Here is a 23564-nt window from a genome sequence, read left to right on the forward strand (position 1 = left end):
ATCAGTGGCCTGGTTCGGGAGCTGCAGCGGGTGCTGCGGAGGTGGCGATGACGGCGGTGGCGCCGGGTGAGATCCCCGGTGATGTGCCGGTGAGGGCCAGCTGCAGATCGGTCTCGGCCAGCCAGAAGTCGCGCTGGGCCTCGGTGGCGGTGACCACGGCCTGGGTCGTGGCGCGGGCCTGGGCCAGCAGCTGCCACACGCTCATGAACATGCCGTTGTAGCGGTACACGGTTTCTTCCTGCATCAGCCGGGCCAGGGGCAGGACTTCGGCCTGTTGCTGCTGGGCCAGGTCATAGGCCGTGCGGTAACTCAGCCAGCTGCTGCGGGCCTCGCTGCGCGCGCGAATGGTGTTGTCGCGCAGCAGGGCGGCGCTGCGCAGCACCTGATTGCGCGCCAGGCCGCGTGCGGCAAAGCCCCAGTCGAATAGCGGCAGGGGCACATCGAACTCCCAGCCCTGGGTCTTGTCGCTATGGCCGCTCGCCCGGTCGGTGCTGGTGTTGTTGCTATAGCTGGCGCCAATGTCGCCAAAGATGGAACCTATCGTGGCCCAACCCTGGCGTCCGGCGGTCACATCCAGATCGCGACGCAGCGCGCCCAGGTCCAGGCGCTGGCGCAGGGCCGTGGCCTCGGCATCGTCTCCGCTGCGCAGGGCGGCGGAATTGGCGGGAATGGCAGGCAGCTGATCGGGCAGCTTGAAGTTCAGCTGTTGACCCCACAGCCCCATGCGGCGGGCCAGTTGCTCGCGCTCGAGCTGGGCATTGAGCCGCACCCGCGCCAGCTGGGCGGCAGCTTGCTGCTGCTGGGCCAGTTCACGGGCCTGGTCCATTTTGCTGAAGTTGCCCACCTGGGCCATGCGCTGGGCCAGCTCGCCGCCCACGGCAGCAGCTTCGTGCATGCGCTCATGGGCGGCCAGGGCCTGCTCGGCGGCCACGGCGCGCAGCCAGGCGCGGCGCGTGTCGGCTGCCAGCAACAGCACCTGCTGGGCGGCGGTCAGCGTGGCTTGCTCCAGCTGCCAGCCCTGCCAGCGGCTGCGCCAGGGCAGGGTGATGAGCTGGACCAGGCCAAAGCTCAGCTGGCGCTCAATCTCGCGCTCGTGGCCGTTGCGAAAGCGGCCAAAAGTAAAGCTGGGGTTGGGCAGGGTCAGCGCCTGCACGCGCTGGGCGTCGGCAATGCCGAGCTGTGCCAGCTGGGCCTGCAGGCCGGGATTGTTGAGCAGGGCGATGCGTACGGCAGCATCGACGTCAACCGGCTGTTGCAACCAGTCTGCGATCTGGGCCTGAGCGCTTTGCTGTGCCTGGGTGTCGACGGACGGTAGCTGCGCGCCTTGCGGCAAGCGGCCCTCGGTCAGTTGGGCCACATTGCCGCGCAGGCCATCGGGCGAGACGCTGGCGCAGCCTGCCAGTACCAGAGCAGCAAGTAGCGGCGCAGCTTTGAGTGCCAGGTGCTTCATGGCTGGCCTCCATGCTGGTGCCGGCCATGGGCGGGCATGGCCTGGTCGGCAGATTGACCGGTGGCACCCGCCTGTGCTTTTTCCCACTTGAGCACATCGGCATGGCCGCGTGGAAACTCGGCGACGGTCGCATTGGCGGCCTTCCAGTCGCCGGGTTGGGCCACTATGGCCGCGCCGGCTTGCAGTGGCTGGTGCTGCAGCGCTGCTGTGGGGGCGTTGGGGTCAAAAACTGCAGGCCGGGCAGGTACGGCCGAGGATGGAGAGGGGGCGGCTGCCTGAGCGGGCAGGCTGGCGCCCAGCAAAGCCGTGGCCAGCAGAGGAAAGAACAATGAGTGCGCTTGGCGCATGAGCGATTCCAGAAGTCGAGACCAGATTCACGACCGCAGGGCTTTGATGTGTTTTTGCCATCAAGCCCAGACAGCATGCGCGCAGGCAGCTATCAAAATTGCGGACGCACCTTGGGTGTCAGACGGCAGGAATCGGTGGCTTGACGACTTGGGCAGGCGCAGCGCTGGCAAAGTGCGCGGCCTGGTGGCGGGGCTGCGCCGCCGTGGGCAGGAAAGAGGGCAGTGCAGCCAGCCGGGGCTGGCCCATGGCTGTGTGACACAGGCCGCAGCTGCTGCAATGGGCTTCATGCTGGCCGCAATCGCTGGCGGGACCGGCTTCATGGCTGCACATGGCGCTGTTGCTGTCGTTGTCGCTATTGCTATTAACGCTGCCGGTGGCGTGCGCGGCATGCTCCGTGCCATGGCCGGTCGCAGCGGGCTGGCCGTGGTGGGCATGCTCCATGGGCGCATCCTCGTGCATCTCATGTGCCGCCGAAAGCATAGAGGCGGTGGCCGCTGTGGCTGCAAAAGCTGCCACAGCCTGGGCCGGGTCATGGCCTGCCGGATGGTCCATGGCCATGGCGTCGCCTGCCAGCCCGCGCAGGGCCAGCAGCATCACCATGAAGATGGACAGAATGCGGCGCATGAAGGCAATGATACCGGCCAGGGTTTCAAAGTTCCCCAGGCATGGGAATTACTTCAAAAACAAGAGCTATTGACGCTTGCCAATCAAGGGCTGGATGGCGATTCATAGTGAATCGCGCTTCCAGTGCCTCAGGCGCAGGCCGTTGCCAACCACCAGCAGGCTTACGCCCATATCGGCCAGCACGGCCAGCCACATGCTGGCATTGCCGCTGACAGCCAGGGCAAAGAATACAAACTTGATGCCCAGGGACAGACCGATGTTCTGCCACAGCACGCTGTGAGCGCGCTTTGAGAGATCGACCACATCGGGAATGCGGCGCAGGTCGTCATTCATCAGCACCACGTCGGCGGTTTCCATGGCCATGCCGGTGGCATGCATGCCGCCCATGGCAAAGCCGATATCGGCCTGGGCCAGCGCCGGAGCGTCATTGATGCCGTCGCCCGTCATGCCCGTGGGGCCCATGTCGCGCTGCATCTGGGCCAGGGTCTTGAGCTTGTCCTCGGGCAGCATATTGCCTCGTGCATCGTCAATGCCGGCTTCGGCCGCCACGGTGCGCACGGTGGCGCTGTTGTCGCCGCTGAGCACCACGGGGGTGACGCCTGCGGCTCGCAGTTGCTGCACGGCCTCGCGGGCCTGGGGGCGCAGCGGGTCGGCCACGGCAAACAGGGCTTGCACACTCTGGCTGTTGGCCAGCAGGGTGACGGTACGGCCTTGCTGCTCCTGTATCTCAAGCGCTGCTTCCAGTTCGGGGTTGCTCCAGCCTTGCTCCTTGACCCAGCGCAGATTGGCCAGGGTCCAGAGTTGGCCGGCGATCTGGGCTTGCACGCCGCGGCCGGGCAAGGCCTTCAGTTGCTGGGCTTGTTCAAAGTCATTGCCGGCCTGGGCTTGCAGGCTTTGCGCTATCGCCCGCGATACCGGGTGGTCGGAGCGCGATGCCAGCGCATAGGCATGCTCGGCGATGGCCTCGTCTGCCGCAGCGTTCCAGGTCTGCCAGTCCACCAGCTTGGGCGAGCCCGTGGTCAGCGTGCCGGTCTTGTCCAGTGCAATGGCTTTGAGCTTGCGGGCGGATTCCAGCGCGCTGCCACCCTTGATCAGAATGCCGCGCTTGGCAGCGGCGGTGAGGGCGCTGACCACGGTGACTGGAGTGGACAGCACCAGCGCGCAAGGGCAGGCAATCACCAGCAGGGCCAGAGCCTGGTAGGCGGCCTGCTGCCAGCTCCAGTCCATGACCCAAGGTGCGAGCAGGCCCAGCGCAATGGCCAGCACCAGGACGATGGGGGTGTAGACCTCGGCAAAGCGGTCGACAAAGCGCTGGGTCGGTGCCTTGCTGGCCTGGGCTTGCTCCACGGCGTGGACGATGCGGGCAATCAGGCTGTCGGAGGCGGGAGCGGTGACGCGCACCTGCAACTCGCCGTCCTGGTTGATGGAGCCCGCATACACCTTGTCGCCCGGGCCTTTGTGGGCCAGGGCGCTCTCGCCGGTGATGGGGGCCTGATCCACCGAGCTTTCGCCGGCGCTGACTTCTCCGTCCAGCGGCATGCGTGCGCCGGGTGTCACGCGCAACACCGCACCCAGGGGCACGTCCTTGGCGGCCATGCGCAGGGTGCCGCCGCCGGGCTGCAGCACGTCGGCCGTCTCGGGGGCCAACTGCAGCAGGCCGCGAATGGCGGCGCGGGCCTTGTCCATGGCCTGGTCTTCGATGCGCTCGGCGGCGGCATACAGCGCCATCACCATGGCGGCCTCGGGCCACTGGCCGATGATGAAGGCGCCGGTGACGGCCACGGCCATCAGGGCGTGAATGCCCAGCTTCAGGCGCAGCACATCCTTGATACCGACCTTGTACACGCCCAGACCCGCAAGCGCGATGGCCGCCACGGCCAGTGCCATGCCCAGGTATTGCAGCATGCTGGAGCTGCCGTCGCCACCACCAAACCAGTGGGCAGCTTCTGCGCCCAGGGCTGCGGCCAAAGCGGCAAAAATGCGCGGCCAGCCGGGCAGCACGCCGTGGTCGTGGCCCGCGTGGTCGCCCTCGCCGTGCTCGTGACCATCATGGGCCTGGGACTTGACCGGCTCGCTGATGGAAAACGGGGCGCAGCAGCCGGTACCGCAACTGGATGCTGCGGGAGCCGCTATGGCTTTTGATTTTCTGTGAGCGTGCTCATGGTCGTGACCATGGGTGTTGTCATGAGCATGCTCATGGGCGTGGGTGGACAGGTTTTCTGGTTTCATGGCAGCATTGAAAACAATAAAGTCACTTCAAGGTCAAGCATGGCAGTCAATGCAGCACAGATTCCACGCTGGCGTATAGGAGATGCGGCCAAACGCAGCGCGATTGCGGCGGCCAATATCCGCTATTACGAAAAAGAGCGGCTGCTCTCGCCCGGTGTGCGCGAGGACAACCAGTACCGCCTGTACAGCGATGAAGATGTGCACCGCCTGCGCTTTATCCGTCTGTGCCGGGCCATGAATATGTCGCTAGACGAAGTGCGCACCCTGCTGGCGCTTGATGGCGCGCGCAAGGCCGATTGCCTGGCCGCTCGCGACACGCTGGACGCGCATCTGGGCCATGTGCGCGAGCGTCTGGCCGAGCTGCAGGCGCTGGAGCGGGAGCTGGTCCATTTGCGCAATCAGTGCGACGGCTGCGACAGCTACTGCCACATCATCGAAGCCCTGCATGCCCAGGCCGATGAGCCCCTGCCCGAAGGATTGCAGGGCGGCGCAGCGGCCAAGCGCCATGTTTAACAGGGTTTGCCAAGGGCTGTTGGCGATTCTTGTGTGCGTGAAGTCAGAAGTGGGCGCTATCATTCCTGCATGAGCTGGAGCGAAACCACCCTGAATCTGCCTGGGCGTCTGTGGTCCGCGCTGGGCGCGCAGGCGCTGGCGTGGTGGCGCAGCATTTACCTCACGGCCGTGCTGCTGGTGCTGCAGCTGTCGCCATCGAGCTACCGCAAGGGCGCGCGCGCCTTGCTGGCGCACCAGATGTATGTGCAGACGGTGCCCATACTGACGGGCTTTACTGCGCTGGCCGCCTTGCTGTGCGCCGTGATTGCGCGCATCGTGATCGTCACGGCGCAAAGCTATGGCCTGTCGCGCTATGCGCTGGATCTGGTGGTGCGCGTCATGGTGATCGAGCTGATTCCTTTGACCGCTGCGCTGTTTGTGGCCATGCGCTGCACCATTCCGGCTGGAGTGGAAGTGGTGCAGCTGCGCATGCGCGGCCATCTGGCGGCATGGAAAAAGCAGGGCGTCGATCCGCTGCGCGTGGCCGTGTTGCCGCGCACGGCAGCCGGCGTGTTTGCCGCCATCACGTTGGCGGCGCTCAGCTGCCTGGTGGCGTTGATCACCGTGTATTTCAGCGTATACGGCTTCACGCTGGCGGGTTTTGGTGGCTACACGCGGGTGTTCGGGCAGGTTTTCACGCCCTCGCTTACGCTGGTGTTTGTGCTCAAGACCTGGTTTTTCAGCCTGACCGTGGCCATCATGCCCATGGCCTCGGCCCTGTACACCCCGTTGGCCCGTCACCGCCGTGGCGGGGCTGAGCTGGGCGGTTTTGCCCGCATGTTTGCCGTGTTGCTGCTGATCGAGATCATCTCGCTGATGGGCAATTACTACTGATGAAAGCATTCGCATGACGGATACCCGCGAGGAGCATGAGATCCGGCGCCAGACACTGGAATCCCAGCTGGCCGAGGAGGAATTGCTGGGCCTCAAACCTGTGGCGCATCTGCGCACCAAGGCCGCCGCGCTACTGAGCCTGACGCTGGCGCTGATACTCGCGGCCGCCATTTACCTGCTGTATGCGCGCGGCGTGTTCGAGCCCACGCAGCGGCTGGTGCTGACGGCTGAAGACTCGCAAGGCGTGGTCGTGGGCATGGACATGACCTTCTCCGGTTTTCCCATAGGCCGGGTCAGCAAGATTGAATTGGCACCTGATGGCTCGGTGCGCATTCTGGTCGACGTGCCAGAAAAAGACGCCCACTGGCTGCGCCAGTCCAGCGTGTTCACCCTGGTCAAGGGCATTGTGGGCGGCACCACCATCAAGGCCTATAGCGGCATGCTGGACGACGCACCGTTGCCGCCCGATTCCGTGCGCCCCGTGCTCAGCGGCGATGCCACGGCCGAGCTGCCGCAAATCATCAATTCGGCCAAGGAAGTACTGGCCAATGTGGCGGCGCTGACGGCCACGGATTCGGCCCTGGGCGGCTCGCTGGCCGAGGTGCGCAAGCTGGCCGAACGTCTGCAGGGCCAGGGCGGAGCATTGGGAGTGGTGCTGGGCAGCGACGAAGAAGCTCGAAAAGTGACGCTGCTGATCGATCGCGCCAACTCCGTGCTGGGTCGTATGGACCGTATGGTGGCCCGGGCCGACAGCCAGGTGTTTGATGCCAACGGCGTGATGCCCGAGGTACGCGCTACCGTGGCCCAGCTCAACGGACTGCTGGCCGATACGCGCAAAAGCATGCTCAAGGTCGATGCCGTACTGGCAGACATGAAGGTGGTGGGCAGCAACGCACGCGAAGCCAGCACCGATCTGGGAGCGCTGCGCGCAGAAGTAGAAAGCAATCTGCTGCGCCTGGAATCCGTTCTGAATGATTTGCAGCGCAAATGGCCGTTTGCGCACAAGCCGGAGCTCAAGCTGCCATGACCAGTGCTGAAAAAAATCAGTCAAAAATGGCTGCAGCCCTTGTACCTAAAGCGGTATCAGCTATTGCTTTGGTAGTTCTGGTCGGCTGCGGCAACCAACCTCCGGCCCCTGACTGGGCTTTGAGCGCCGAAGCTGCGGCGCAAAGGGCCAACAGCGCCTATCTGCAAGGCCAGCAGCGGGTAGAGGCGCTGCAGTGGCAAAAAGCGCGTGAGGCCGTGGCCGGCACCGCCCGTCCGGATCTGGCGGCCCGTGTAGAGCTGATGCGCTGCGCGGCCCAGGTGGCCAGTCTGCAATGGGATAGCTGCCCCGGCTATGAAAAGCTGGCGCAGGACGCTGCCGCGCCGGAGCAGGCTTATGCCCGCTATCTGCAAGGTCGGCCTCTGGCCGCAGATGTGGCGCTCTTGCCCGAGGCACAGCGGGCCGTGGCGGCACAGCTTGCCGGTTTGGCAAATTCTGCTGCCGCTGAGCAGGTGGTACAGGCTGTGGCTGGCATCAAGGACCCGCTGCCGCGTCTGGTGGCCGCTGGTGTGGCGCTCAGGGCCGGCGCTGCCTCGCCTCAATTGTTGCAGCTGGGCGTGGATACCGCATCGGCCCAAGGCTGGCGCCGGGCTGTGATGGCCTGGCTGCTGCTGCAGGCCAAGGCGGCGGAGCAGGGCGGAGATGCGGCCGGTGCGGCAGCCATCGAGCGCCGAATCCAGCTGCTGCAAAAACCGGTGCCTGAAAGCGCTGCGCCATAAAAAAAGCGAGGCCAAAGCCTCGCTTGTCGGATCCAGGCGATAAAGCCTTGGTCTGTCCTGCTTAGAAGCGGTGACGGATACCGGCGATCAGGCCGGTGCCGCTCTTGGGCGTGGCATCGGTCACGCGGTCATACATCAAAGCGGTGTACACATCGGTGCGCTTGGACAGGAAGTGGTCGTAGCCCAGCGTTGCCGTGGTGCGGGTGGCATCGGCGCCAGTCCATTCCGCCTTGGTGCGAGCCACGGCCGCCTTGACGGTTCCAGGGGTTCCGGTGACAGGAACGTCCAGGCCCAGCGAGTAGGTCTTGCTCTTGCTATCCGTGTTCTTGACCTTGGCCTGGCCGTAGGTCGCATACAGCTTCACCACATTGAAGTTGTAGCTGCCGCCAACCATCCAGTCGGTCTTGGTGGGCATGACGGTGCCGCTGCCGGGGTTGGTGATCTGGTCGCGCTCATAGAAGGCGGTCAGGCTCAGAGGGCCGTTGAAGTACAGCGCATTCACGCCCACGTTCTTCTTGCTTTTGTCGCCGGGCGTGGTTTGCTCGCCAAACTGGTAGTACACATTGGCTGTCAGGCCGCCAAAACTAGGCGTCGTGTAGACCAGCATATTGCTCCAGCCGGTGTCGGCTGGCGTAGTCAGACGGGCGCCGCCCCAGGCCGAGGTGGGTGTATTGGCATGCAGCACCAGAGGCGAGATGGTGAACGAGTCGCCAAAGGGGTTGGTCAGAATGGTGGGCAGGAAGTTGGGGGCCTTGTCGCGGCCCAGGCCGATACGGCCGAAACCACCGTTCAAGCCGATATTCGCATCGCGCGAGAAGAAAGTGTCGCCAGGAAAACGACCGGTTTCACCGGTATCCATGCGCATGAAGGCCGTGATGTTGAAGTCAACCTTCAGGCCGCCGCCCAGGTCTTCCGTGCCCTTGATGCCCCACCAGGAGGTGGTCATGCCGCCGGAGCCCACGACCGACTTGCGATCCTGACCGGCCATCTTCATCGAACCCGCATACATATCGGCCAGACCCGTCAGCTGCACATTGCTCTGGGCATAGGCCGCACCGGTGCAAGCCAGTGCTGCCGCGACGGCGATCAAAGAATTCTTCATGGCGTTATCTCTCTTCTCTCTTTAGATGTTGAATTTGCGTTTGGAAATATAGCGGCGCTTTGTATACAGACCGCGAGGCTCGGCCGCAGAAGGCGATGAAATCACTATTTCCGCTTTGTGACAGTGGTTTTTTTGCATCAGAGCCTCAGGGATGTACCGGATTGAAGACGCACAAAAAAGCGAAGGCGGCGCTCGAAATCTGCTCTTTTCCCAGCTGGGGCAAGGCTGTAGGCCAAAGCGCGCAAATTTTTGGGAATAACAGTCATTCGACAGGCCGCAGCTGCTGGCGCTGGCCGGCAAGGCGTTTGCCTGGGGCTTATGCAGCAGGCTTGCGCTGGGTGCATAGACTGATAATGTCCGGCAATCTCTGCGGAAACGTCACAGTGCGTCTGTGCTGAAAGCGCCTGAGAGTTTTTTTAAGAGCGACTTGCAGAAAATATGAGCGACAAGATCCTGGACCCTATTGCGCGCGAAGACATCACCGGCCTGGTGCTTGCGGGGGGGCGGGGCAGTCGCATGGGCGGTGTGGACAAAGGACTGCAGCACCATCGCGGCCTGCCACTGGCCTTGCATGCCTTGCAGCGCCTGCAGCCGCAGGTGGGTCCGGCCATGATCAGCGCCAACCGCAATCTGCCTGTCTATGCCGCCATGGGTGTGCCGGTGTGGCCCGACTCCATAGATGGCTATGCCGGCCCGCTGGCCGGGCTGCTGACGGGGATGCAGCATGCCGGAACGCCCTGGCTGGTCACCGTGCCTTGCGATACGCCAGAATTTCCCAAGGACTTCGTAGAGCGTCTGGCCGCCACTGCGCTCGAGCAGGGTGCCGATATCGCCATGGTTGCCACGCATGAAGGCGGTCAGCTACGTTCCCAGCCGGTTTTCTGCCTGTTGCGCACCTGTTTGATAGCAAGCCTGCTCGCTTTTCTGCAAGCGGGCGAGCGCAAGTTCGACAAGTGGACGGCTCAGCATCGTGTGGTGGAAGTGGTATTTGACGAGGCCCAGGCCTTCTTCAATGCCAACACTGCGGACGAGCTCCAGCAGTTGCAGGCTTGAACGGGCGTACGAGGGGGAGCCTGAATTAAAGAGCGCTTGGCCCTCTGATCCGGCAAGCCGATTTCGATTGGCGCTGTTGCACAAATCGGTATGAAGCCGAGCCTCCCCAAACCCCGGGCGCAGCTATGCCTCTGTCGCGATCGAAGCGCACAGCTCGTCCCGGACCCGCTCCTCATCTCCCGCAGAAAATATGCCGATGAAGACCAGCACGGACTCCGTCAGTGAGTCCCGCTCTGCATCTGTGATCCGCATGCGACCACCCACTACATGCAGCTCCTGAGGACGCATTTTGCCCTGCATGCAAACGACGCCCTTGGCACGCAGCGTTCCAGCGGGAAGACTGCGCAGGGCCTGCTTGAGGCGCAGCTTGTCGAACTGTTCGCCCTGCATGCGAATCGAAAAGCTCGTGATTGCACGATGCACTAGCGCATCCGACGCGCGGTTGCTCCAGCGTCTACCTGGCTGCGGACTCAGCAGTGATGGAATGGATTGTTCGGGCCTGCTTTCCACATCGAGAAAGAGGGACATCGGAAGCATGCCGTGATCGGCTCTGAATCGCACGGCGCGTGGTGCCATACCCGACAGCAATTCGCCAGCAGCTGCAATGTCGCTCTCGCGGGCGAGATCGCATTTGGATAGCACCAATGCGGTAGCACCAGCCATCTGCTGGCGCACCATGTCACCGATCAGCGGGTCCGCCAGATGTTGCTGCAACCCGAGGACATCGGCGAGCACCACGATGGAATTCAAACGGAATGCGCGGTCGAGCATTCCGACCTGCGCGATGCGCAGTGGATCGGAAACACCGCTGGCCTCGATCACGAGCAGGTCCGGTCGGTCCGCGCGTTCACTGATCTCGGCGAGCGCCTGCACCAGCTTGTCGCCAATCGAGCAGCAGACGCAACCGTTTTCCAGCTGAATCACATCGTCATTTCGCGTGCGAATGAGCGCCGCATCGATGTTGATCTCGCCAAAGTCGTTCACCAGCACCGCCACACGCAGATCACCGGATTGCGTGAGCAAGCGGTTGAGCATGGTGGTTTTGCCTGCGCCAAGATAGCCGCCGACGACGACCATCGGAATGGGTGCATATTGATTGGCCTGCATCATCGTCGAGCAGTCAAATCCGGTCAGCAGCGTGGTGCCGCAAAGGCCTTACCGCCGAGCACCGTGCCCCACACCTGAATGTCTTTAAGACGCTCGGCTGGCATGCTGCTTGGATCGTCTTCCAGCACCGCAAAGTCCGCCAACTTGCCCTGCTCGATGCTGCCAATCATGTGCTCCAGCTTCAGCGTTTTGGCCGCGCCAAGCGTCACGGCATGCAGTGCATCACGAACAGACAGGCGCTCGCTTTCACCGAGAATCTTGCCGCTTGCACTGGCGCGATGTGCCGCACACCATGCAGTGAACAGCGGGTTGAGCGGCGTGATCGGCGCATCGGAGTGCAGCGAGAACGTGATGCCCAATTGCCGCGCCGTCTCCGCCGGATTCATGCGTGCAGCCCACTGTGGGCCCACGGTCTGACTGGCATGCGCGTCGCCCCAGTAGTAGAGATGGTTGGAGAAGAAGTTGATGCACATGCCCAGCTTCGCTGCACGTTCGAGTTGCGCCCGGTCGGCCAGTTGGCAATGCTGCAGCGTGTGGCGATGATCGTCGCGCGGATGCGCTGCAAGCATCTTCTCGATCACGTCGAGCACCACTTCCGTGGCCTCGTCGCCATTGGTGTGGATGTGCAGTTGCAAACCTGCGGTGTGAAAAGGCGTGAACAAATCCTGCAGTTGAGACGGCGGAATCAGCCACAGACCATTGGGCTGGTCGCCGAAATAACCCGGCTCGCGCAGCCGCGCGGTGAAGCCCTGGATCGAGCCATCGACGATGAACTTGACTGGGCCAAAGCGCAGCTTGTCGGTCTGATCCCCGATGGCCTGCAACACGCGCGCTGCGCCACCATCAGGATTGCGCTGCGGTGCAAATGCGGGCACCACGCGCATGGGATATTGGGGGGCTGCCGTCACCTGGTGCAGCGTTTCAAGACCTGCCTGCGTCAGATCGCTCACCAGATCGGTCGCGGTGGTCACGCCCGCGAGTTGCGCGACGCGGCCGAACTTCCACACGGCCTCAGCCTGCTCGGCCGCAGCCAGCGTCATCGACTTGCCGAGCAGCTTCTGCACCGGGAACATCGCGGCAAACTCCTGTAGCTCGCCCGTGGGCTGGCCGTCCGCATCCTTGTGCACTCCGTCGATGTCGGTGTCTTCATCGATGCCCGCCTGCGCCAGCATCACGGAGTTTACGTTCATCAGATGCACGCTCGCATGCATGATGACGATGGAGCGCGTGGCGGACACGGTGTCAAGTTCCTTGACCGACAGACGTTCGGTGCCGAACAGAATCGGATCAAAGCCCCAGCCCAGCAGCGGCGTATCGGCATCGCTCATGTGCACCTCGGCCTCTCTGAGGCGCGCAAGCACCGCTTCCAGCGTGCGCAGGCCTGTCCACAGTTTGCCATCCGGATCACGCCGATCGAAGTAGCCCAGATAGATGGCATCCCACATCGCGCCTTCCATCAGATGGCAGTGGGCTTCGATCAGACCGGGCATCAGCACTTTGTCGCGGAAGGTGTCCACGGGCTGTGCATCGGGCCATGCCGCCATGTCGGCGGCGCTGCCGACCGCCAGGATCCTTCCGTTCTGCACGGCCACATGCGTGGCCTCGGGCTGCTGCACGTTCATGGTGAGCACCTTGCGCGCGGCAAACACCTGCACCGTATCGTTGTGGTTTGAATGGCCTGTCTCTGTTTTCATTTGCATATCCAACTCTTGCGGTTCTCTGATTCGATCAAGCCATTCCCACACGCACCACGGGGCGCGGCAGGGCTACGTGCATAGCGAACATCACCGCCACGTTGGCCGCGAGGCTGATGAGGCCCAGATTGAAGCCGCCGAAATCGGGCTGCACCACATACATCGCGATGGCCGACACCTGCCCGACCAGAATGCCCATGGCCACGGCAGCCGGACGCACCTTGCGCTTGAACAGGATCACCAGCATGCCGGGGAAGAACTGCGTGACGCCGTAGTACGCCGTGTTGATCAGCGTGAGCATCAGGTTGGGCGTGAAGAGCGTCATCACGATGGACATCATGAGATAGATGGCGATCACGATCTTGGAAGCGAACTTCTGCTTTTGCTCAGGCATGGATGGAATCAGGTTGCGTGTGACGATCGGGCCGATCGCCAGGCAGATGCCCGCGAGCACCAACAGCCCGGACAGCGCCGCTCCTGCCGCCACCAAGCCCAGCAACCAACCCGGAAGCAGGCGGATGGCCGCAGCAAAGAAGGCTTCGTTGGGCGATGCGAGCTGCAGGTTCTGGCTGATGGCGTAGTACGACGCAAGCACCAGGAATGGGTACATCAGCATGTACAGCGGCATCACGATCTGCGTGCGGCGAATGGTGTTCGCGCTCTTGGCCGTGAAGAAGTTCTGGATTGCGAACGGCATCATGTAGAAGCCCATCGCCTGAAAGAAGATGGTGCTCATCGAGAACCGCAACTCGGTCGGATTCATGTGGTTGCTTACCTGCTTGCTGGCCGCTTCGAACACGTCGGCGACGCCTGCATGCATGGCCACCGCAAGACCGACGACGATGATCGCCACCAGCATCACGATGTCCTTGAGGATGGCGATGTATGACGTGGCCCGAACGCCCGAAATGGCGATGTAGGTGAACGCAAGCGCAGCGGAGATCAGCACCAGATGCAGTGGCGTGAAGTTCCAGCCCAGTCCCTTGAGTGCAGCCACGAGGCCCGTGAACTGCAGCTGCCCCCACGGCAACAGAAACAGAATCGCCGAACCCGCAACGATCAGTTCCAGCGCGCGGCTCTTGTAGTGGCCCTTGAACAGATCGGGCAAGGTGATCGCGTTGAAGCGCGCACCCGCCTCCCAGATCTTCGGGCCAAGAAAGTAGCCAAGCGGATAGGCCAGCAGGATGTAGCCGAGGAACCAGACGCCGTAAGTTGGGCCCTTGGCGTAGATGCCGCCTGGAAATCCCACCATGGTGCCGATGCTGTAGACCTCTCCGGCCGCCAGAAAGAACACCAGCCACGCGCCAAACTGCCGCGAAGCCACAAAGAAGTCATGCACGCTCTGTGATTCGCCACCGCCCTTGCGTGAGCGGATGGCCAGATAGAGGGAGTAAAGAATGACGCCGAGAAAAACAAGTGAAGCCATCATGATGCTGCTCCCTGACTTCAGTGCTGGTCAACGGCCACATCGGGCTCGTGACGATCGAACAGATGCCACACCGCGTACATGCACCCGGAGGTGAGCACGAACCAGATGAAGATCCACATGTAGATGAACGGCACGCCGAACACGAAACGGTCGACCGAAGCGACCCACGGAAGCAGCCCGACTACCGCAAGGTACGGTATCCCGAGCCCAATGAACACCTTGAGCATGTGTTGTCTCCTGATTTACTTGTCTGTCCACTAGCGAAAAAGCCGCATGGCGGTTCTTTGCCGCCTTGTGAAATCAGATGGTAGAAACAACGTTCATATAATTCAAATGCAAATATTAATTAAAAAGCATGAGAAAAAATTATGGATTCGCAAAAGCTCAAGCACCTGCTGGCCATCGTCGACCATGGAACCTTCTCTGACGCAGCGCGAGCGGTCCACCTCACCCAGCCTGCGTTAAGTCGCAGCATCCGGTCGCTGGAAGACGAACTCAAGGCGCAACTCTTCGATCGCGGCGCAAGGCGCGCAAGGCTCACGGCCTTCGGCGAGCTGGTGGCCGAGCGTGCGAGACGCATCCGCCTTGAAATGACGCAATTGCAGCGCGACATAGAACTGCTGCGCGGCGCTCAGGAAGGCCAGCTCAACGTCGGCTTCGCGCCCGGCCCGGCCGCGTTGCTACTCACGCCGTTTCTCATCCACATGGCGCAGAAGCACCCACGCATCAAGGTACGCACCGAAGTCAGCTCCACCCAAGCACTGCTAAAAAGCCTTGACCACGAAAGCATCGATGCCATCGTCGGCGACGGCTATATCCTTCGCGCTGCGGGGAACGACGTGGAATTCGAGCCGTTGGGTGACCTGCACGCCGGCCTCGTCTGCCGCGCCAGCCACCCCATCCTGAGCGAGTCCGTCATCGACTTCGACACCATTCGCCGCTACCCACTGGCGACCACCACGCTGAGCACGGCCATCACCCGCCGCCTTACCTACCTATGGGGCCCCGAAGCCGAGCAGGACAGGCTCTTCACCCTACACTGCAACGATCTGGAAACCTTGCGCCAAGTCACCCTTGCCAGCGACACAATGCTCTTCGGCATCCTCGCAGTCACCAGGCAGGAGCGAGCCAACGGCACCATCATCGAAGTCCCCATCACCCCAGACCCTGGCCGCTACGGCCACTATGGCATCGCACGCACCACAGGCCGCACACTCTCGCCTGCGCTGGAGTTGCTGTACTCATTCACACGACAATACTGGGCTGCGATGTAGGCCTTCATGCCAGAACCTTCAACGTCATTGATGAGTTCAACCGGGAGTGCCTGCGCATCGAGCTTGCCTGCCGCTCGAGCGGTGCGGGCATGGGAAGAGCTTGCCGAGGTCCGCAGGTGCCGCAGTCCATCCGCCTGGACAACGAACCGGAGTTCATCGCCCAGGCTTTAAAGCAATGGGCACAGCGCAAAGGCGTAGAGCTGCGCCACATTCAGCCGGACAAGCCGACGCAGAACGCTGCTTCAACAGAACTTACAGAACGAAGGTGCTTGACTGCTGTGTCTTTGAATCGCTGCAGGAAGTGCGCTCGATGACCAAGGACTGGTTGCATCGCTATAACCACCCTAGTCCACATGAATCGCTACGCCGGATTCCGCCGGCCGCGTATCGTGCCAAACGTTTCCCCAACCTCTACTTTTAGGTGGCGCAGGAAAGCGAGGATGCGTCTCCCTTTTTTTGGGGTAATTTCGTGGCAATAGAAAAAGGGTTCCTAACTTTGCAGTTAGGAACCCTTATCTATTTTGGTCGGAATGGCGGGATTCGAACTCGCGACCCCTTGCACCCCATGCAAGTGCGCTACCAGGCTGCGCTACATTCCGTGTTGATGGGTTGAATTATAGGGACAAAAAACAGCCTCTCCGGGCAAAACACCCACTTTCTTCAAATTAGCTGAAAAAACCTTTTCAGCCGGGTAAGCGCAAGCTGTCCATCACTCTAGCGTCATCAGCGTCGCATTGCCGCCAGCTGCCGCGGTGTTTATTGACAAGGCCCGCTCATGCCAGAGCCTTGCCATGTCCAGACTCTGGCCTGTTTTGCAGCGTATGGGCAGCAGCAGTGGGCCGGGGCGCAGGGCAAGGCGCTGGCTCCATTGCAGCCACTGCGCATCCTCGGCTTCGATCAGTGCGGCATCGATGGCGGCCAGATCGTCCGGGTTGCCGAGCAACTGCACATGGGGGCGTAGCTCTGCGGGCAGGCTGGCGTGCAGGGTCTGGGTCGAGCCATCTGGCTGATCTGCCGGCCATACCACCGTGCCGCCGCAGGCCAGCACATAAGCCAGTTGCAACCAGCGCATGGCAGCGCTTTGCGCCACGCACAGGGTGCGGCCGCGGGCTACAAGGGTGTAACGATTGCTTTCCCCCGTGGGGCCGGGCAGCTGGCGCGGCGCATGCAGTGCCGGCAATTCGGCCAGCAACTGCTGCAGCGTGGTTTGCAGATCGCCATCCGCGCCTGCCCAGTTGCCCAAAGCCGTCAGCAAGTTCCTGGCCTGCTGCAAGGCAGGTGAGGGCGTTTGCTCGGTAGCAGGTCCGGCCTCAATCAGTGCTTGCAGCAGCGGCTGCAGCTGTTGAGACTCGCCGCTTTGCAGCCGGGGCAGGTACAGCGGGCCACCGGCCTTGGGCCCGGTGCCCGACAGGCCCTCGCCGCCAAAAGGCTGCACGCCCACCACGGCGCCCACCATATTGCGGTTGACATAGAGATTGCCCACATGGGCGCTGGCCGCCACCTGCTGCACGGTTTCGTCTATGCGGGTATGCAGGCCCATGGTCAGGCCATAGCCCAGAGCATTGATGCGCTGCAGCAGTTGCGGCAGATCGCTGCGCCGGTAGCGCAGCACATGGAGCACCGGGCCGAAGACTTCGCGTTGCAGCCGGCTCAGGCTATCAAGTTCGATCAGGGTGGGCGGCACAAAGTGACCGTGGGCGGTCGACGCCGCCTGCATGGGCGCTTGATAAATGCGCAGGCCCCGGGCTTCGAGCTGATGGATATGCTGCTCGATCATGTGCCTAGCCTCGGCATCGATGACCGGGCCCACGTCGGTGGCCAGCGCTGCGGGGTTGCCTATATGGAGTTCTTGCATGGCACCGCGCAGCATGGCCAGCAGTCTTTCTGCGCAATCCTCCTGCACACAAAGCAGGCGCAATGCCGAGCAGCGCTGGCCGGCGCTGTCAAAAGCCGAGGCCAGGATATCCGCCACCGCCTGCTCGACCAGGGCGGATGAGTCCACGATCATGGCGTTCTGGCCGCCGGTTTCGGCCACCAGCACCACAGGCTCGCCATTGGGACGCAGACGGCTGGCGGCTTGGCGGTGAAGCAGGCGGGCCACGTCGGTGGAGCCGGTAAACAGCACCCCGGCCACGCGCGCGTCGGCCACCAGGGCCGCACCCACGGTTTCGCCCGGGCCGGGCACCAGCTGCAGCACGTCTGGCGCAATGCCTGCCGCGTGCAGCAGTTCAACGGCTTGCCGGGCAATCAGCGGAGTCTGCTCGGCGGGTTTGGCCAACACCACATTGCCGGCGGCAAGTGCTGCTGCAATCTGGCCGGTGAAGATGGCCAGCGGAAAATTCCAGGGGCTGATGCAGGCAACAGGGCCTATGGGCTGGGCGATGATGCCTGCACTCTCCTGGCGCTGGATCTGCGCCGCGTAATAGCGCAAAAAGTCGATGGCTTCGCGTACCTCGGCCACGGCGTTGGCGGCGGTTTTGCCGGCTTCGTGCATCAGCTGGGTCATCAGCACCGGCATGCTGGCTTGAAACAGTTCGGCTGCGCGATGCAGAATAGCCGTGCGCTCTGCGGCGCCGGTGGCGCCCCAAAAGAGCTGTGCCTGTTCGGCCGCAGCCAGTGCCTGGGCCACCTGTTCCGGGCCGCTGTCTGCCACCTGGCCCAGTATCTGCCGCGTATCTGCAGGGTTGCGTACCAGGCCGGCTTCCCCTGCGATGTCGGGTGTGGTCAGGGCCGAGAGCGCGTCCGACAGGGCTTGCAGCGTGCGCTCGTTGCTCAGATCCAGCCCCTGAGAATTGGCGCGCTGGGCGCCCAGCAGATTGGCGGGCAGAGGGATGCGCGGATGTGGCAAGCCCAGACAATGAGAGCTGCTTTGGGCTTCAGCCTTTGTCTGATCTGAGGGAGCTGCTATCAAATCAGAGAGCGGCCATTCAGGGTCGGCTATGCGATGCACAAAAGAGGAGTTGGCGCCGTTTTCCAGCAGACGGCGCACCAGATAGGCCAGCAGCGTCTCATGCGTGCCCACGGGAGCGTAGATGCGGCAGGGGCGGCGGGCGGCGGGGTTTTCGTTTTCCACCACGTGGCGGTACAACGGTTCGCCCATGCCGTGCAGGCATTGAAATTCATAGCGGTCAGCGCTGTATTCATAGTCACTGGCCAGTGCTTCTATGCTGGCCACCGTCTGCGCATTGTGGGTGGCGAATTGGGGGTAGACGGCCTCGCGCGCGGCCAGCAGCTGGCGGGCACAGGCGATATAGGCCACATCGGTATGGTGCTTGCGGGTGTAGACCGGGTAGTCGGCCAGGCCATCGACCTGCGCGCGTTTGATCTCGCTATCCCAATACGCGCCCTTGACCAGCCGAACCATGAGGCGACGCTGGCTGCGCTCGGCCAGATCGATCAGATAGTCGATCACATAAGGGCAGCGCTTTTGGTAGGCCTGCACCACAAAGCCCAGGCCGTTCCAGCCCGCCAGACTGGGTGCGTGGGCCAGTTGCTCCAGCAAGTCCAGCGACAGCTCCAGCCGGTCGGCCTCCTCGGCATCGATGTTGAGGCCCATGTCATAGCTGCGCGCTAGCTCGCACAGCTGCAGCACGCGGGGTAGCAGCTCGCTCATCACGCGCCGGTATTGGGAGCGGCTGTAGCGCGGGTGCAGGGCGCTGAGCTTGATGGAAATGCCCGGCCCCGCGTACACGCCCATGCCTTGGCCGGCGCGGCCTATGGCATGAATGGCGTCCACATAGGCTTGCATATAGCGCCGGGCGTCGTCCGCAGTGAGGGCGGCCTCGCCCAGCATGTCGTAGGAGTAGCGAAAGCCCTTGTCTTGCAGCTCGCGGGCGCGCTGCAAGGCTTGTTCTATGGTCTCGCCCATCACGAATTGCTCGCCCATCAGGCGCATGGCCATGTCCACGCCTTTGCGCAGTAGCGGCTCGCCGCCCTTGGCCGTGAGGCGATGCAAGGCGGACAGCAGGCCGGCTTCGCTGTGCGTAGCTACCAGCTTGCCGGTAATCACGAGGCCCCAGGCCGCCGCATTGACAAACAACGACGGGCTTTTGCCCAGATGGGCTTGCCAGTCGCCGCCGCGCAACTTGTCGCGTATCAGTGCATTGCGGGTGGCGGCATCGGGTATGCGCAGCAGGGCTTCGGCCAGGCACATCAGGGCCACGCCCTCTTGCGACGAGAGTGAGAACTCCTGCAGCAGGCCCTGTACCAGACCTTGCCGGCCTTGGCTGGCCGGCTGGGCCCGCAGCTTCTCTATCAGCTGGCTGGCTTGGGCCGCCACAGCCTTGGCTTGCGCTGGCGCCAGCGTGGCCAGCGGCAGCAGGCGGGTGACGGCATCGGACTCCGCCATGCGCGTGGCGGCCGTAATTGCCTGGCGCAAGGCCTGGGCCGGGCAATTACGGCCGGGCAGGGGGGTGAATTCCAGGCTGGTAGATGTCGGCAGATCGGGCATGTCCAGTCTCATCCGGTGACAGCGGGCAGGTGCGCTGTGTTCACCGCTGGCATGCCTGATGTCTTAGCCGCAGCCAGCTAAGGAAATCATCTCTGGATGCGACAAGAATGAATCACTATATTTTGATGATTCTTTAAAGGAATTCACTAATGGGTGCTGAATTAGAAGAGAGTATCGACAGGATTGATCGCAAAATCTTGGCAATACTGCAAGCGGATGGGCGTATTTCCAATCTGCGCTTGGCCGATCAGGTGGCGCTGTCGCCTACGGCCGTGCAGGCCCGCGTAGCGCGGCTGACGCGTGAGGGTTACATCCTGGGTTATGAAGCCCGGCTCAACCCCCAGAAGCTGGGCGTGGGCATGACGGTGTTTGTGGAAGTGCTGCTGGACCGCACCACGCCCCATGTGTTTGATGAGTTCAAGGCTGCGGTGCAGGCCCACCCGGCCATCATGGAGTGCCATATGGTGGCCGGCGGCTTTGACTATCTGCTAAAGACCCGTATGGCCGATATGGCGGCCTACCGCGAATTTGCCGGCCGCGTGCTGTGGCAGCTGCCCGGCGTGCGTGAAACGCGTACCTATGCAGTGATGGAAGAGATCAAGGAAGGTGCACGCTTGCCGCTGAATTAAATCAAGTTCGATAGCGTATACCGTTTGTTGATAAAGGGTTGCGGGCTGTTTTTCTTCCAATCAAGCACTGGCTCGCCTGAGCATCAGCTCCACAAGGCGGGCTTGTTGACCATCAGAAAATACGTCGCAGCCATGGCCACAAACGCCGGGTAGCCCAGCAACTCCCAGCGGCGCTGGTAATGGAGGTAAAGCGCGGGCAAGGTGTTGGTGCCGGTCTGCGCGCCATGGGCCAGCGCCGCCATGCGCATTTGCAGCCAAACCACGGGCAGCCAGCACAGGCCGGCCAGTGCATACAGCCCCAGCGACAAGGCCAGCCATGGCGTGGAAAGCGGCCAGCCCGCCATATGGGCCATGGCGATGCCGGTGGCCGGTTGAATGAAGATGCAGGGCGTGGTGAACCACCAGTCCGCCCGTACCACCAGACGGCTGACCACGGCCTGAGCCTCCACCGAGCCGCTGCGGTTGGCAAAGAACATGTAAAAAGCCGATCCCAGGCCCGTGCCCACCAGCAGCACGCTGGAGAGTATGTGCAGGGTTTTGAGCAGCAGATAGGTGTTCATGGCAAGGCTTTGTTTGAGCTGGGAAGGGTGGTCTGCAGCAGAAACCACAGCATGGCGGCGATGGGCAGGTTCTTGAGCAGAGGGCCCAGGGGATGCAGCCACAGCGTGGGCTGCAAGGCCGTGCCAACCACGGTCATGCTCGTCATCAACACCAGTGCCGCCAGATAGCTGGCGCGCACCGGTTTGAACAGCAGGGCCAGGCCCACGAGCAGATCCGTCAGCAGGCCGCCCCAGATCAGCAAGGCCTGCCAGCGCCTATCGTCTATGCCGGCGTCGGCCAGCAGTGTTGCGCCGGCGTGATCCAGGCCGGAATACCCCAGATAGTCCAGCGCGCTGACCAGGGCCGTGCCCAGCCAGACCACGACCAGGCTCAGATGCATGGCACGCCAAGCTTGCGCTGTTGAAACAGGACCCATGTTCTCAGTCATGTTTGGGCAGGGTGGAGAGCAACTGGCCGGGGGCTGTGGCGGTTCTGCCCAGCAGGGCGGCCAGGGTTTGCGGGTTGGTGACGTTGTTGTTCTCCAGCAAGGCCATGGTTTCACTGCACCAGGGAAGCCAGGGAATGTGGTCGCCCAGTTTGGCGCTGCTGCTGCTCAGCCAGCCGGGCAGGGTGCGCACGCTGGCCGGGCTGTATTTCATCTGCGCGCGCAGGCTGGCAATAAAGCGCTCTATGGAGATGGGCTCGGGCCCGCCGATCTCGATCACCCCGCCGGGCGTGGCTGCCGTGGCCATGCGGGCGACCACCTCGGCCAGCTCGCGCACGGCCACCGGCTGTATGAAGCTGTCCTGCATGAGCTGGGGCAGCAGCAAGACAGGCAGTCTGGCCAGGTTCAGAAACAGCTTGCTGCTGGCGCCGCCTGCGCCAAAGATGACGCTGGGGCGTACCACCACGGGGTTTAGCCTGGCGGCGGTGCCCAGCGCCAGCAGATGCTCGTCTGCCGCGCGCTTGGTGCTGGCGTAGCGTGTCTCGCTTTGCTCCACGCCCAGGGCCGAGATTTGCACCACGCGTTGGATGCCCAGCTGGGCGCAGGCATCGAACAAGGCCATGGGCGCTGCCGTGTGCAGGGTCTGCAAATCCTGGCCGGGTTGATCGCGCAAGGCGCCCACGGCATTGATGACGACATCAATGCCCTGCAGATGAGGCAGCCATTGCTCGGGCGAGGTGGCCTGGGCAAAGTCCAGCGGGGGCGAGGAGTGGCGACTGAGCACCACCGGATCATGCTCTAGCTGTGCCACCGCGTTCACGATATGGCGGCCCAGAAAGCCGGTGCCGCCGCAGATCAGAATTCGCATCTTGACTCCTTTGGTGGTGGCGTTTACTTCAGCCGCAGCCGAAACTCAGCGCCTGTCATAGCTTGTCATTGCCGCGCACAAAGCGCTGTACGCTGGCACCCAGGCGCAAGATCTTGTCCAGCGTGGCGGGCGACAGGCGCAGCATCTCGTCGGTCCAAAGGCCCATGGAATCCATGAGGCGCAGCGTCTCGTGCACCCGGTCCTGGGTGTCCGGGGTTTCCTGGTCGAATTCGGGCTGGGCAATCAGCTCGCGCAGCAGGGCCGAGGTTGGATTGAATTCGCGCTGTTTGCGCTCGCGCACAATGGTGCGTAGCAGCTCCCAGACATCGGCCGAGGTCTCGAAATAATCACGCCTGTCGCCGCTTTTGCGGCTGACGCGGATCAGATTCCAGCTTTGCAGCTCCTTGAGGCTGGTGCTCACATTGGAGCGGGCCGCGCCCAGGGTGTCGCCAATTTCCTCGGCATTGAGGGCGCGGCCGTGAAAGAACAGCAGGGCATGGATTTGCGCGACGGTGCGGTTCACGCCCCAGGCGTTACCCATTTCACCCCAGTGGTGCACAAAGCGCTCGGCGATTGGACTCATTTGCATAGATGGCAGTCTGGGTCTGTCTGAAATTTCTGTCAATACAGAAATTTGTTATTCCAAATACGATGAGTGAAGCCGTTCAGTGCCTATGCATTGAGTAGAAAGTACTGATCTTCAGATACATTGAAATTTCCGTAAATACAGAAATTTTGTGTTGCCGCCCGCTTGAATCGGCCTGAATCATAATGGCGTCATGCAGCTGAGCTGTGTTGAACCACGACCCGGAGACTTTCATCCATGATCGCCATCCAAGCCAGAACCGCCTTGCGTTGCGCTTTACTGCTGTCGGCCTGTGCCCTGGCCCAGGCCGCTTCGGCTGCCTGTTACATGGTTTACTCGCCCAGCAATGAACTGATCTATCGTTCCAACCGCGTGCCGGTAGATCTGTCTTTGCCTTTGCACCAGACCGTGCCCCAGCTCGCGCCGGGTGCCCGCATGGTGTTCTCGCTAGACGAGTTCAACTGCGCCACCGAAGTCAATCTGATTGCCGAGCGCGCGCAACTGAGCCAGGCCAAGGCCGAGCGTGGCCGCCGCCAGCGCGAGGACACCCGTTTCGGCTCTTGAAACCGTAGCGGCTGGCGTTGAT

The 23564-nt window shown here is 62.7% G+C and carries 23 protein-coding genes and 1 tRNA gene; 9 read left to right on the plus strand and 15 right to left on the minus strand.

What is annotated here, in order from left to right; translation table 11 throughout:
• Position 1: 1 nt before the first annotated feature.
• The 4 genes from ACNAZA_RS11780 to ACNAZA_RS11795 all read right to left on the minus strand — a co-directional run bounded on the left by ACNAZA_RS11780 (position 2) and on the right by ACNAZA_RS11795 (position 4651).
• Entirely contained in the window at positions 2–1450 is a 1449-nt protein-coding gene (locus ACNAZA_RS11780; RefSeq protein WP_415796771.1) for a TolC family protein, read from the minus strand.
• Positions 1447–1797, minus strand: a complete 351-nt coding sequence (locus ACNAZA_RS11785; RefSeq protein WP_415796772.1) for a hypothetical protein — start codon at positions 1795–1797, stop codon at positions 1447–1449. Before ACNAZA_RS11785 ends, ACNAZA_RS11780 begins: the two co-directional genes overlap by 4 nt.
• A gap of 118 nt (positions 1798–1915) precedes the next feature.
• Positions 1916–2422 (minus strand): hypothetical protein, encoded by a 507-nt coding sequence (locus ACNAZA_RS11790; protein ID WP_415796773.1) that lies wholly within the window; start codon positions 2420–2422, stop codon positions 1916–1918.
• Between the two features lie 102 nt (positions 2423–2524).
• A complete protein-coding gene (locus ACNAZA_RS11795) occupies positions 2525–4651 on the minus strand; it encodes a heavy metal translocating P-type ATPase (RefSeq protein WP_415796774.1) in 2127 nt (708 codons plus the stop codon).
• A gap of 39 nt (positions 4652–4690) precedes the next feature.
• On the opposite strand from ACNAZA_RS11795, the gene ACNAZA_RS11800 reads away from it, so the two are divergent.
• From ACNAZA_RS11800 to ACNAZA_RS11815, 4 genes are all read left to right on the plus strand, one after another.
• The gene (locus tag ACNAZA_RS11800; protein ID WP_120967099.1) at positions 4691–5164 is read left to right on the plus strand and encodes a MerR family transcriptional regulator; all 474 of its coding nucleotides are present in this window, start codon (positions 4691–4693) and stop codon (positions 5162–5164) included.
• A 69-nt stretch (positions 5165–5233) separates the two neighbouring features.
• Entirely contained in the window at positions 5234–6037 is an 804-nt protein-coding gene (locus ACNAZA_RS11805) for an MlaE family ABC transporter permease (protein WP_415796776.1), read from the plus strand.
• A gap of 13 nt (positions 6038–6050) precedes the next feature.
• Positions 6051–7064 (plus strand): MlaD family protein, encoded by a 1014-nt coding sequence (locus ACNAZA_RS11810; protein ID WP_415796777.1) that lies wholly within the window; start codon positions 6051–6053, stop codon positions 7062–7064.
• A 26-nt stretch (positions 7065–7090) separates the two neighbouring features.
• Positions 7091–7801, plus strand: a complete 711-nt coding sequence (locus ACNAZA_RS11815; protein ID WP_415796778.1) for a hypothetical protein — start codon at positions 7091–7093, stop codon at positions 7799–7801.
• A 61-nt stretch (positions 7802–7862) separates the two neighbouring features.
• On the opposite strand, the gene ACNAZA_RS11820 is transcribed toward ACNAZA_RS11815, so the two are convergent.
• Positions 7863–8903 (minus strand): porin, encoded by a 1041-nt coding sequence (locus ACNAZA_RS11820; RefSeq protein ID WP_415796779.1) that lies wholly within the window; start codon positions 8901–8903, stop codon positions 7863–7865.
• 438 nt (positions 8904–9341) lie between these two features.
• Between ACNAZA_RS11820 and mobA the strand changes: the two genes are divergently transcribed.
• Positions 9342–9956 (plus strand): molybdenum cofactor guanylyltransferase MobA, encoded by a 615-nt coding sequence (gene mobA, locus ACNAZA_RS11825; protein ID WP_415796780.1) that lies wholly within the window; start codon positions 9342–9344, stop codon positions 9954–9956.
• A 123-nt stretch (positions 9957–10079) separates the two neighbouring features.
• Here mobA and ACNAZA_RS11830 read toward each other — a convergent pair whose 3' ends face one another.
• Genes ACNAZA_RS11830 through ACNAZA_RS11845 form a run of 4 tightly spaced genes read right to left on the minus strand, consistent with a single transcriptional unit; the run spans position 10080 to position 14413 of the window.
• Positions 10080–11066 (minus strand): CobW family GTP-binding protein, encoded by a 987-nt coding sequence (locus ACNAZA_RS11830; protein ID WP_415796781.1) that lies wholly within the window; start codon positions 11064–11066, stop codon positions 10080–10082.
• A gap of 20 nt (positions 11067–11086) precedes the next feature.
• The gene (locus ACNAZA_RS11835) at positions 11087–12757 is read right to left on the minus strand and encodes an amidohydrolase (protein WP_415796782.1); all 1671 of its coding nucleotides are present in this window, start codon (positions 12755–12757) and stop codon (positions 11087–11089) included.
• A 34-nt stretch (positions 12758–12791) separates the two neighbouring features.
• Positions 12792–14183 carry a sodium:solute symporter family protein gene (locus ACNAZA_RS11840; protein WP_415796869.1) on the minus strand — a complete coding sequence of 464 codons (1392 nt, stop codon included), beginning with the start codon at positions 14181–14183 and terminating at the stop codon, positions 12792–12794.
• Between the two features lie 20 nt (positions 14184–14203).
• Positions 14204–14413 carry a DUF3311 domain-containing protein gene (locus ACNAZA_RS11845; protein ID WP_120967143.1) on the minus strand — a complete coding sequence of 70 codons (210 nt, stop codon included), beginning with the start codon at positions 14411–14413 and terminating at the stop codon, positions 14204–14206.
• Between the two features lie 141 nt (positions 14414–14554).
• On the opposite strand from ACNAZA_RS11845, the gene ACNAZA_RS11850 reads away from it, so the two are divergent.
• Positions 14555–15460 (plus strand): LysR family transcriptional regulator, encoded by a 906-nt coding sequence (locus ACNAZA_RS11850; RefSeq protein ID WP_415796783.1) that lies wholly within the window; start codon positions 14555–14557, stop codon positions 15458–15460.
• Between the two features lie 175 nt (positions 15461–15635).
• Positions 15636–15881 (plus strand): integrase core domain-containing protein, encoded by a 246-nt coding sequence (locus ACNAZA_RS11855; protein WP_415796784.1) that lies wholly within the window; start codon positions 15636–15638, stop codon positions 15879–15881.
• A 101-nt stretch (positions 15882–15982) separates the two neighbouring features.
• On the opposite strand, the gene ACNAZA_RS11860 is transcribed toward ACNAZA_RS11855, so the two are convergent.
• Positions 15983–16059, minus strand: a tRNA-Pro gene (locus tag ACNAZA_RS11860).
• A gap of 110 nt (positions 16060–16169) precedes the next feature.
• The gene (putA, locus tag ACNAZA_RS11865) at positions 16170–19910 is read right to left on the minus strand and encodes a trifunctional transcriptional regulator/proline dehydrogenase/L-glutamate gamma-semialdehyde dehydrogenase (RefSeq protein ID WP_415796785.1); all 3741 of its coding nucleotides are present in this window, start codon (positions 19908–19910) and stop codon (positions 16170–16172) included.
• A 149-nt stretch (positions 19911–20059) separates the two neighbouring features.
• Here putA and ACNAZA_RS11870 point away from each other — a divergent pair, with 149 nt between their 5' ends.
• On the plus strand, positions 20060–20539 hold the full coding sequence (locus tag ACNAZA_RS11870) for an Lrp/AsnC ligand binding domain-containing protein (RefSeq protein ID WP_415796786.1): 480 nt from the start codon (positions 20060–20062) through the stop codon (positions 20537–20539).
• Positions 20540–20622: 83 nt separating this feature from the next.
• Here ACNAZA_RS11870 and ACNAZA_RS11875 read toward each other — a convergent pair whose 3' ends face one another.
• Genes ACNAZA_RS11875 through ACNAZA_RS11890 form a run of 4 tightly spaced genes read right to left on the minus strand, consistent with a single transcriptional unit; the run spans position 20623 to position 22981 of the window.
• A complete protein-coding gene (locus tag ACNAZA_RS11875) occupies positions 20623–21099 on the minus strand; it encodes a DUF2269 family protein (RefSeq protein ID WP_415796787.1) in 477 nt (158 codons plus the stop codon).
• Positions 21096–21515: a DoxX-like family protein gene (locus tag ACNAZA_RS11880; protein WP_415796788.1), complete on the minus strand. Its 420-nt coding sequence runs from the start codon at positions 21513–21515 to the stop codon at positions 21096–21098. The genes ACNAZA_RS11875 and ACNAZA_RS11880 overlap by 4 nt, the downstream gene beginning before the upstream one ends.
• 4 nt (positions 21516–21519) lie before the next feature.
• Positions 21520–22392, minus strand: a complete 873-nt coding sequence (locus tag ACNAZA_RS11885; protein ID WP_415796789.1) for an NAD-dependent epimerase/dehydratase family protein — start codon at positions 22390–22392, stop codon at positions 21520–21522.
• A 55-nt stretch (positions 22393–22447) separates the two neighbouring features.
• Positions 22448–22981, minus strand: coding sequence for a GbsR/MarR family transcriptional regulator (locus ACNAZA_RS11890; RefSeq protein WP_415796790.1), 534 nt, complete (start codon positions 22979–22981; stop codon positions 22448–22450).
• Positions 22982–23215: 234 nt separating this feature from the next.
• On the opposite strand from ACNAZA_RS11890, the gene ACNAZA_RS11895 reads away from it, so the two are divergent.
• Positions 23216–23542 (plus strand): hypothetical protein, encoded by a 327-nt coding sequence (locus tag ACNAZA_RS11895; RefSeq protein ID WP_415796791.1) that lies wholly within the window; start codon positions 23216–23218, stop codon positions 23540–23542.
• Positions 23543–23564 lie beyond the last annotated feature (22 nt).

Source organism: Comamonas aquatilis (genome assembly GCF_965139575.1).
In the GTDB taxonomy this organism is placed as follows: Bacteria; Pseudomonadota; Gammaproteobacteria; order Burkholderiales; family Burkholderiaceae_C; genus Comamonas; species Comamonas aquatilis.

Excerpts from the sequence above, each read along its gene's own strand:
- putA (WP_415796785.1), bottom strand. The coding sequence starts at position 19,910 with ATGCCCGATCTGCCGACATCTACCAGCCTGGAATTCACCCCCCTGCCC.
- ACNAZA_RS11885 (WP_415796789.1), bottom strand. The coding sequence starts at position 22,392 with ATGCGAATTCTGATCTGCGGCGGCACCGGCTTTCTGGGCCGCCATATC.
- ACNAZA_RS11845 (WP_120967143.1), bottom strand. The coding sequence starts at position 14,413 with ATGCTCAAGGTGTTCATTGGGCTCGGGATACCGTACCTTGCGGTAGTC.
- ACNAZA_RS11805 (WP_415796776.1), top strand. The coding sequence starts at position 5,234 with ATGAGCTGGAGCGAAACCACCCTGAATCTGCCTGGGCGTCTGTGGTCC.
- ACNAZA_RS11895 (WP_415796791.1), top strand. The coding sequence starts at position 23,216 with ATGATCGCCATCCAAGCCAGAACCGCCTTGCGTTGCGCTTTACTGCTG.
- ACNAZA_RS11880 (WP_415796788.1), bottom strand. The coding sequence starts at position 21,515 with ATGGGTCCTGTTTCAACAGCGCAAGCTTGGCGTGCCATGCATCTGAGC.
- ACNAZA_RS11840 (WP_415796869.1), bottom strand. The coding sequence starts at position 14,183 with ATGGCTTCACTTGTTTTTCTCGGCGTCATTCTTTACTCCCTCTATCTG.
- ACNAZA_RS11850 (WP_415796783.1), top strand. The coding sequence starts at position 14,555 with ATGGATTCGCAAAAGCTCAAGCACCTGCTGGCCATCGTCGACCATGGA.
- ACNAZA_RS11870 (WP_415796786.1), top strand. The coding sequence starts at position 20,060 with ATGGGTGCTGAATTAGAAGAGAGTATCGACAGGATTGATCGCAAAATC.
- ACNAZA_RS11830 (WP_415796781.1), bottom strand. The coding sequence starts at position 11,066 with ATGATGCAGGCCAATCAATATGCACCCATTCCGATGGTCGTCGTCGGC.
- ACNAZA_RS11780 (WP_415796771.1), bottom strand. The coding sequence starts at position 1,450 with ATGAAGCACCTGGCACTCAAAGCTGCGCCGCTACTTGCTGCTCTGGTA.
- ACNAZA_RS11800 (WP_120967099.1), top strand. The coding sequence starts at position 4,691 with ATGGCAGTCAATGCAGCACAGATTCCACGCTGGCGTATAGGAGATGCG.
- ACNAZA_RS11835 (WP_415796782.1), bottom strand. The coding sequence starts at position 12,757 with ATGAAAACAGAGACAGGCCATTCAAACCACAACGATACGGTGCAGGTG.
- ACNAZA_RS11810 (WP_415796777.1), top strand. The coding sequence starts at position 6,051 with ATGACGGATACCCGCGAGGAGCATGAGATCCGGCGCCAGACACTGGAA.
- ACNAZA_RS11820 (WP_415796779.1), bottom strand. The coding sequence starts at position 8,903 with ATGAAGAATTCTTTGATCGCCGTCGCGGCAGCACTGGCTTGCACCGGT.
- ACNAZA_RS11790 (WP_415796773.1), bottom strand. The coding sequence starts at position 2,422 with ATGCGCCGCATTCTGTCCATCTTCATGGTGATGCTGCTGGCCCTGCGC.
- ACNAZA_RS11815 (WP_415796778.1), top strand. The coding sequence starts at position 7,091 with ATGGCTGCAGCCCTTGTACCTAAAGCGGTATCAGCTATTGCTTTGGTA.
- ACNAZA_RS11855 (WP_415796784.1), top strand. The coding sequence starts at position 15,636 with ATGGGCACAGCGCAAAGGCGTAGAGCTGCGCCACATTCAGCCGGACAA.
- mobA (WP_415796780.1), top strand. The coding sequence starts at position 9,342 with ATGAGCGACAAGATCCTGGACCCTATTGCGCGCGAAGACATCACCGGC.
- ACNAZA_RS11795 (WP_415796774.1), bottom strand. The coding sequence starts at position 4,651 with ATGAAACCAGAAAACCTGTCCACCCACGCCCATGAGCATGCTCATGAC.
- ACNAZA_RS11890 (WP_415796790.1), bottom strand. The coding sequence starts at position 22,981 with ATGCAAATGAGTCCAATCGCCGAGCGCTTTGTGCACCACTGGGGTGAA.
- ACNAZA_RS11785 (WP_415796772.1), bottom strand. The coding sequence starts at position 1,797 with ATGCGCCAAGCGCACTCATTGTTCTTTCCTCTGCTGGCCACGGCTTTG.
- ACNAZA_RS11875 (WP_415796787.1), bottom strand. The coding sequence starts at position 21,099 with ATGAACACCTATCTGCTGCTCAAAACCCTGCACATACTCTCCAGCGTG.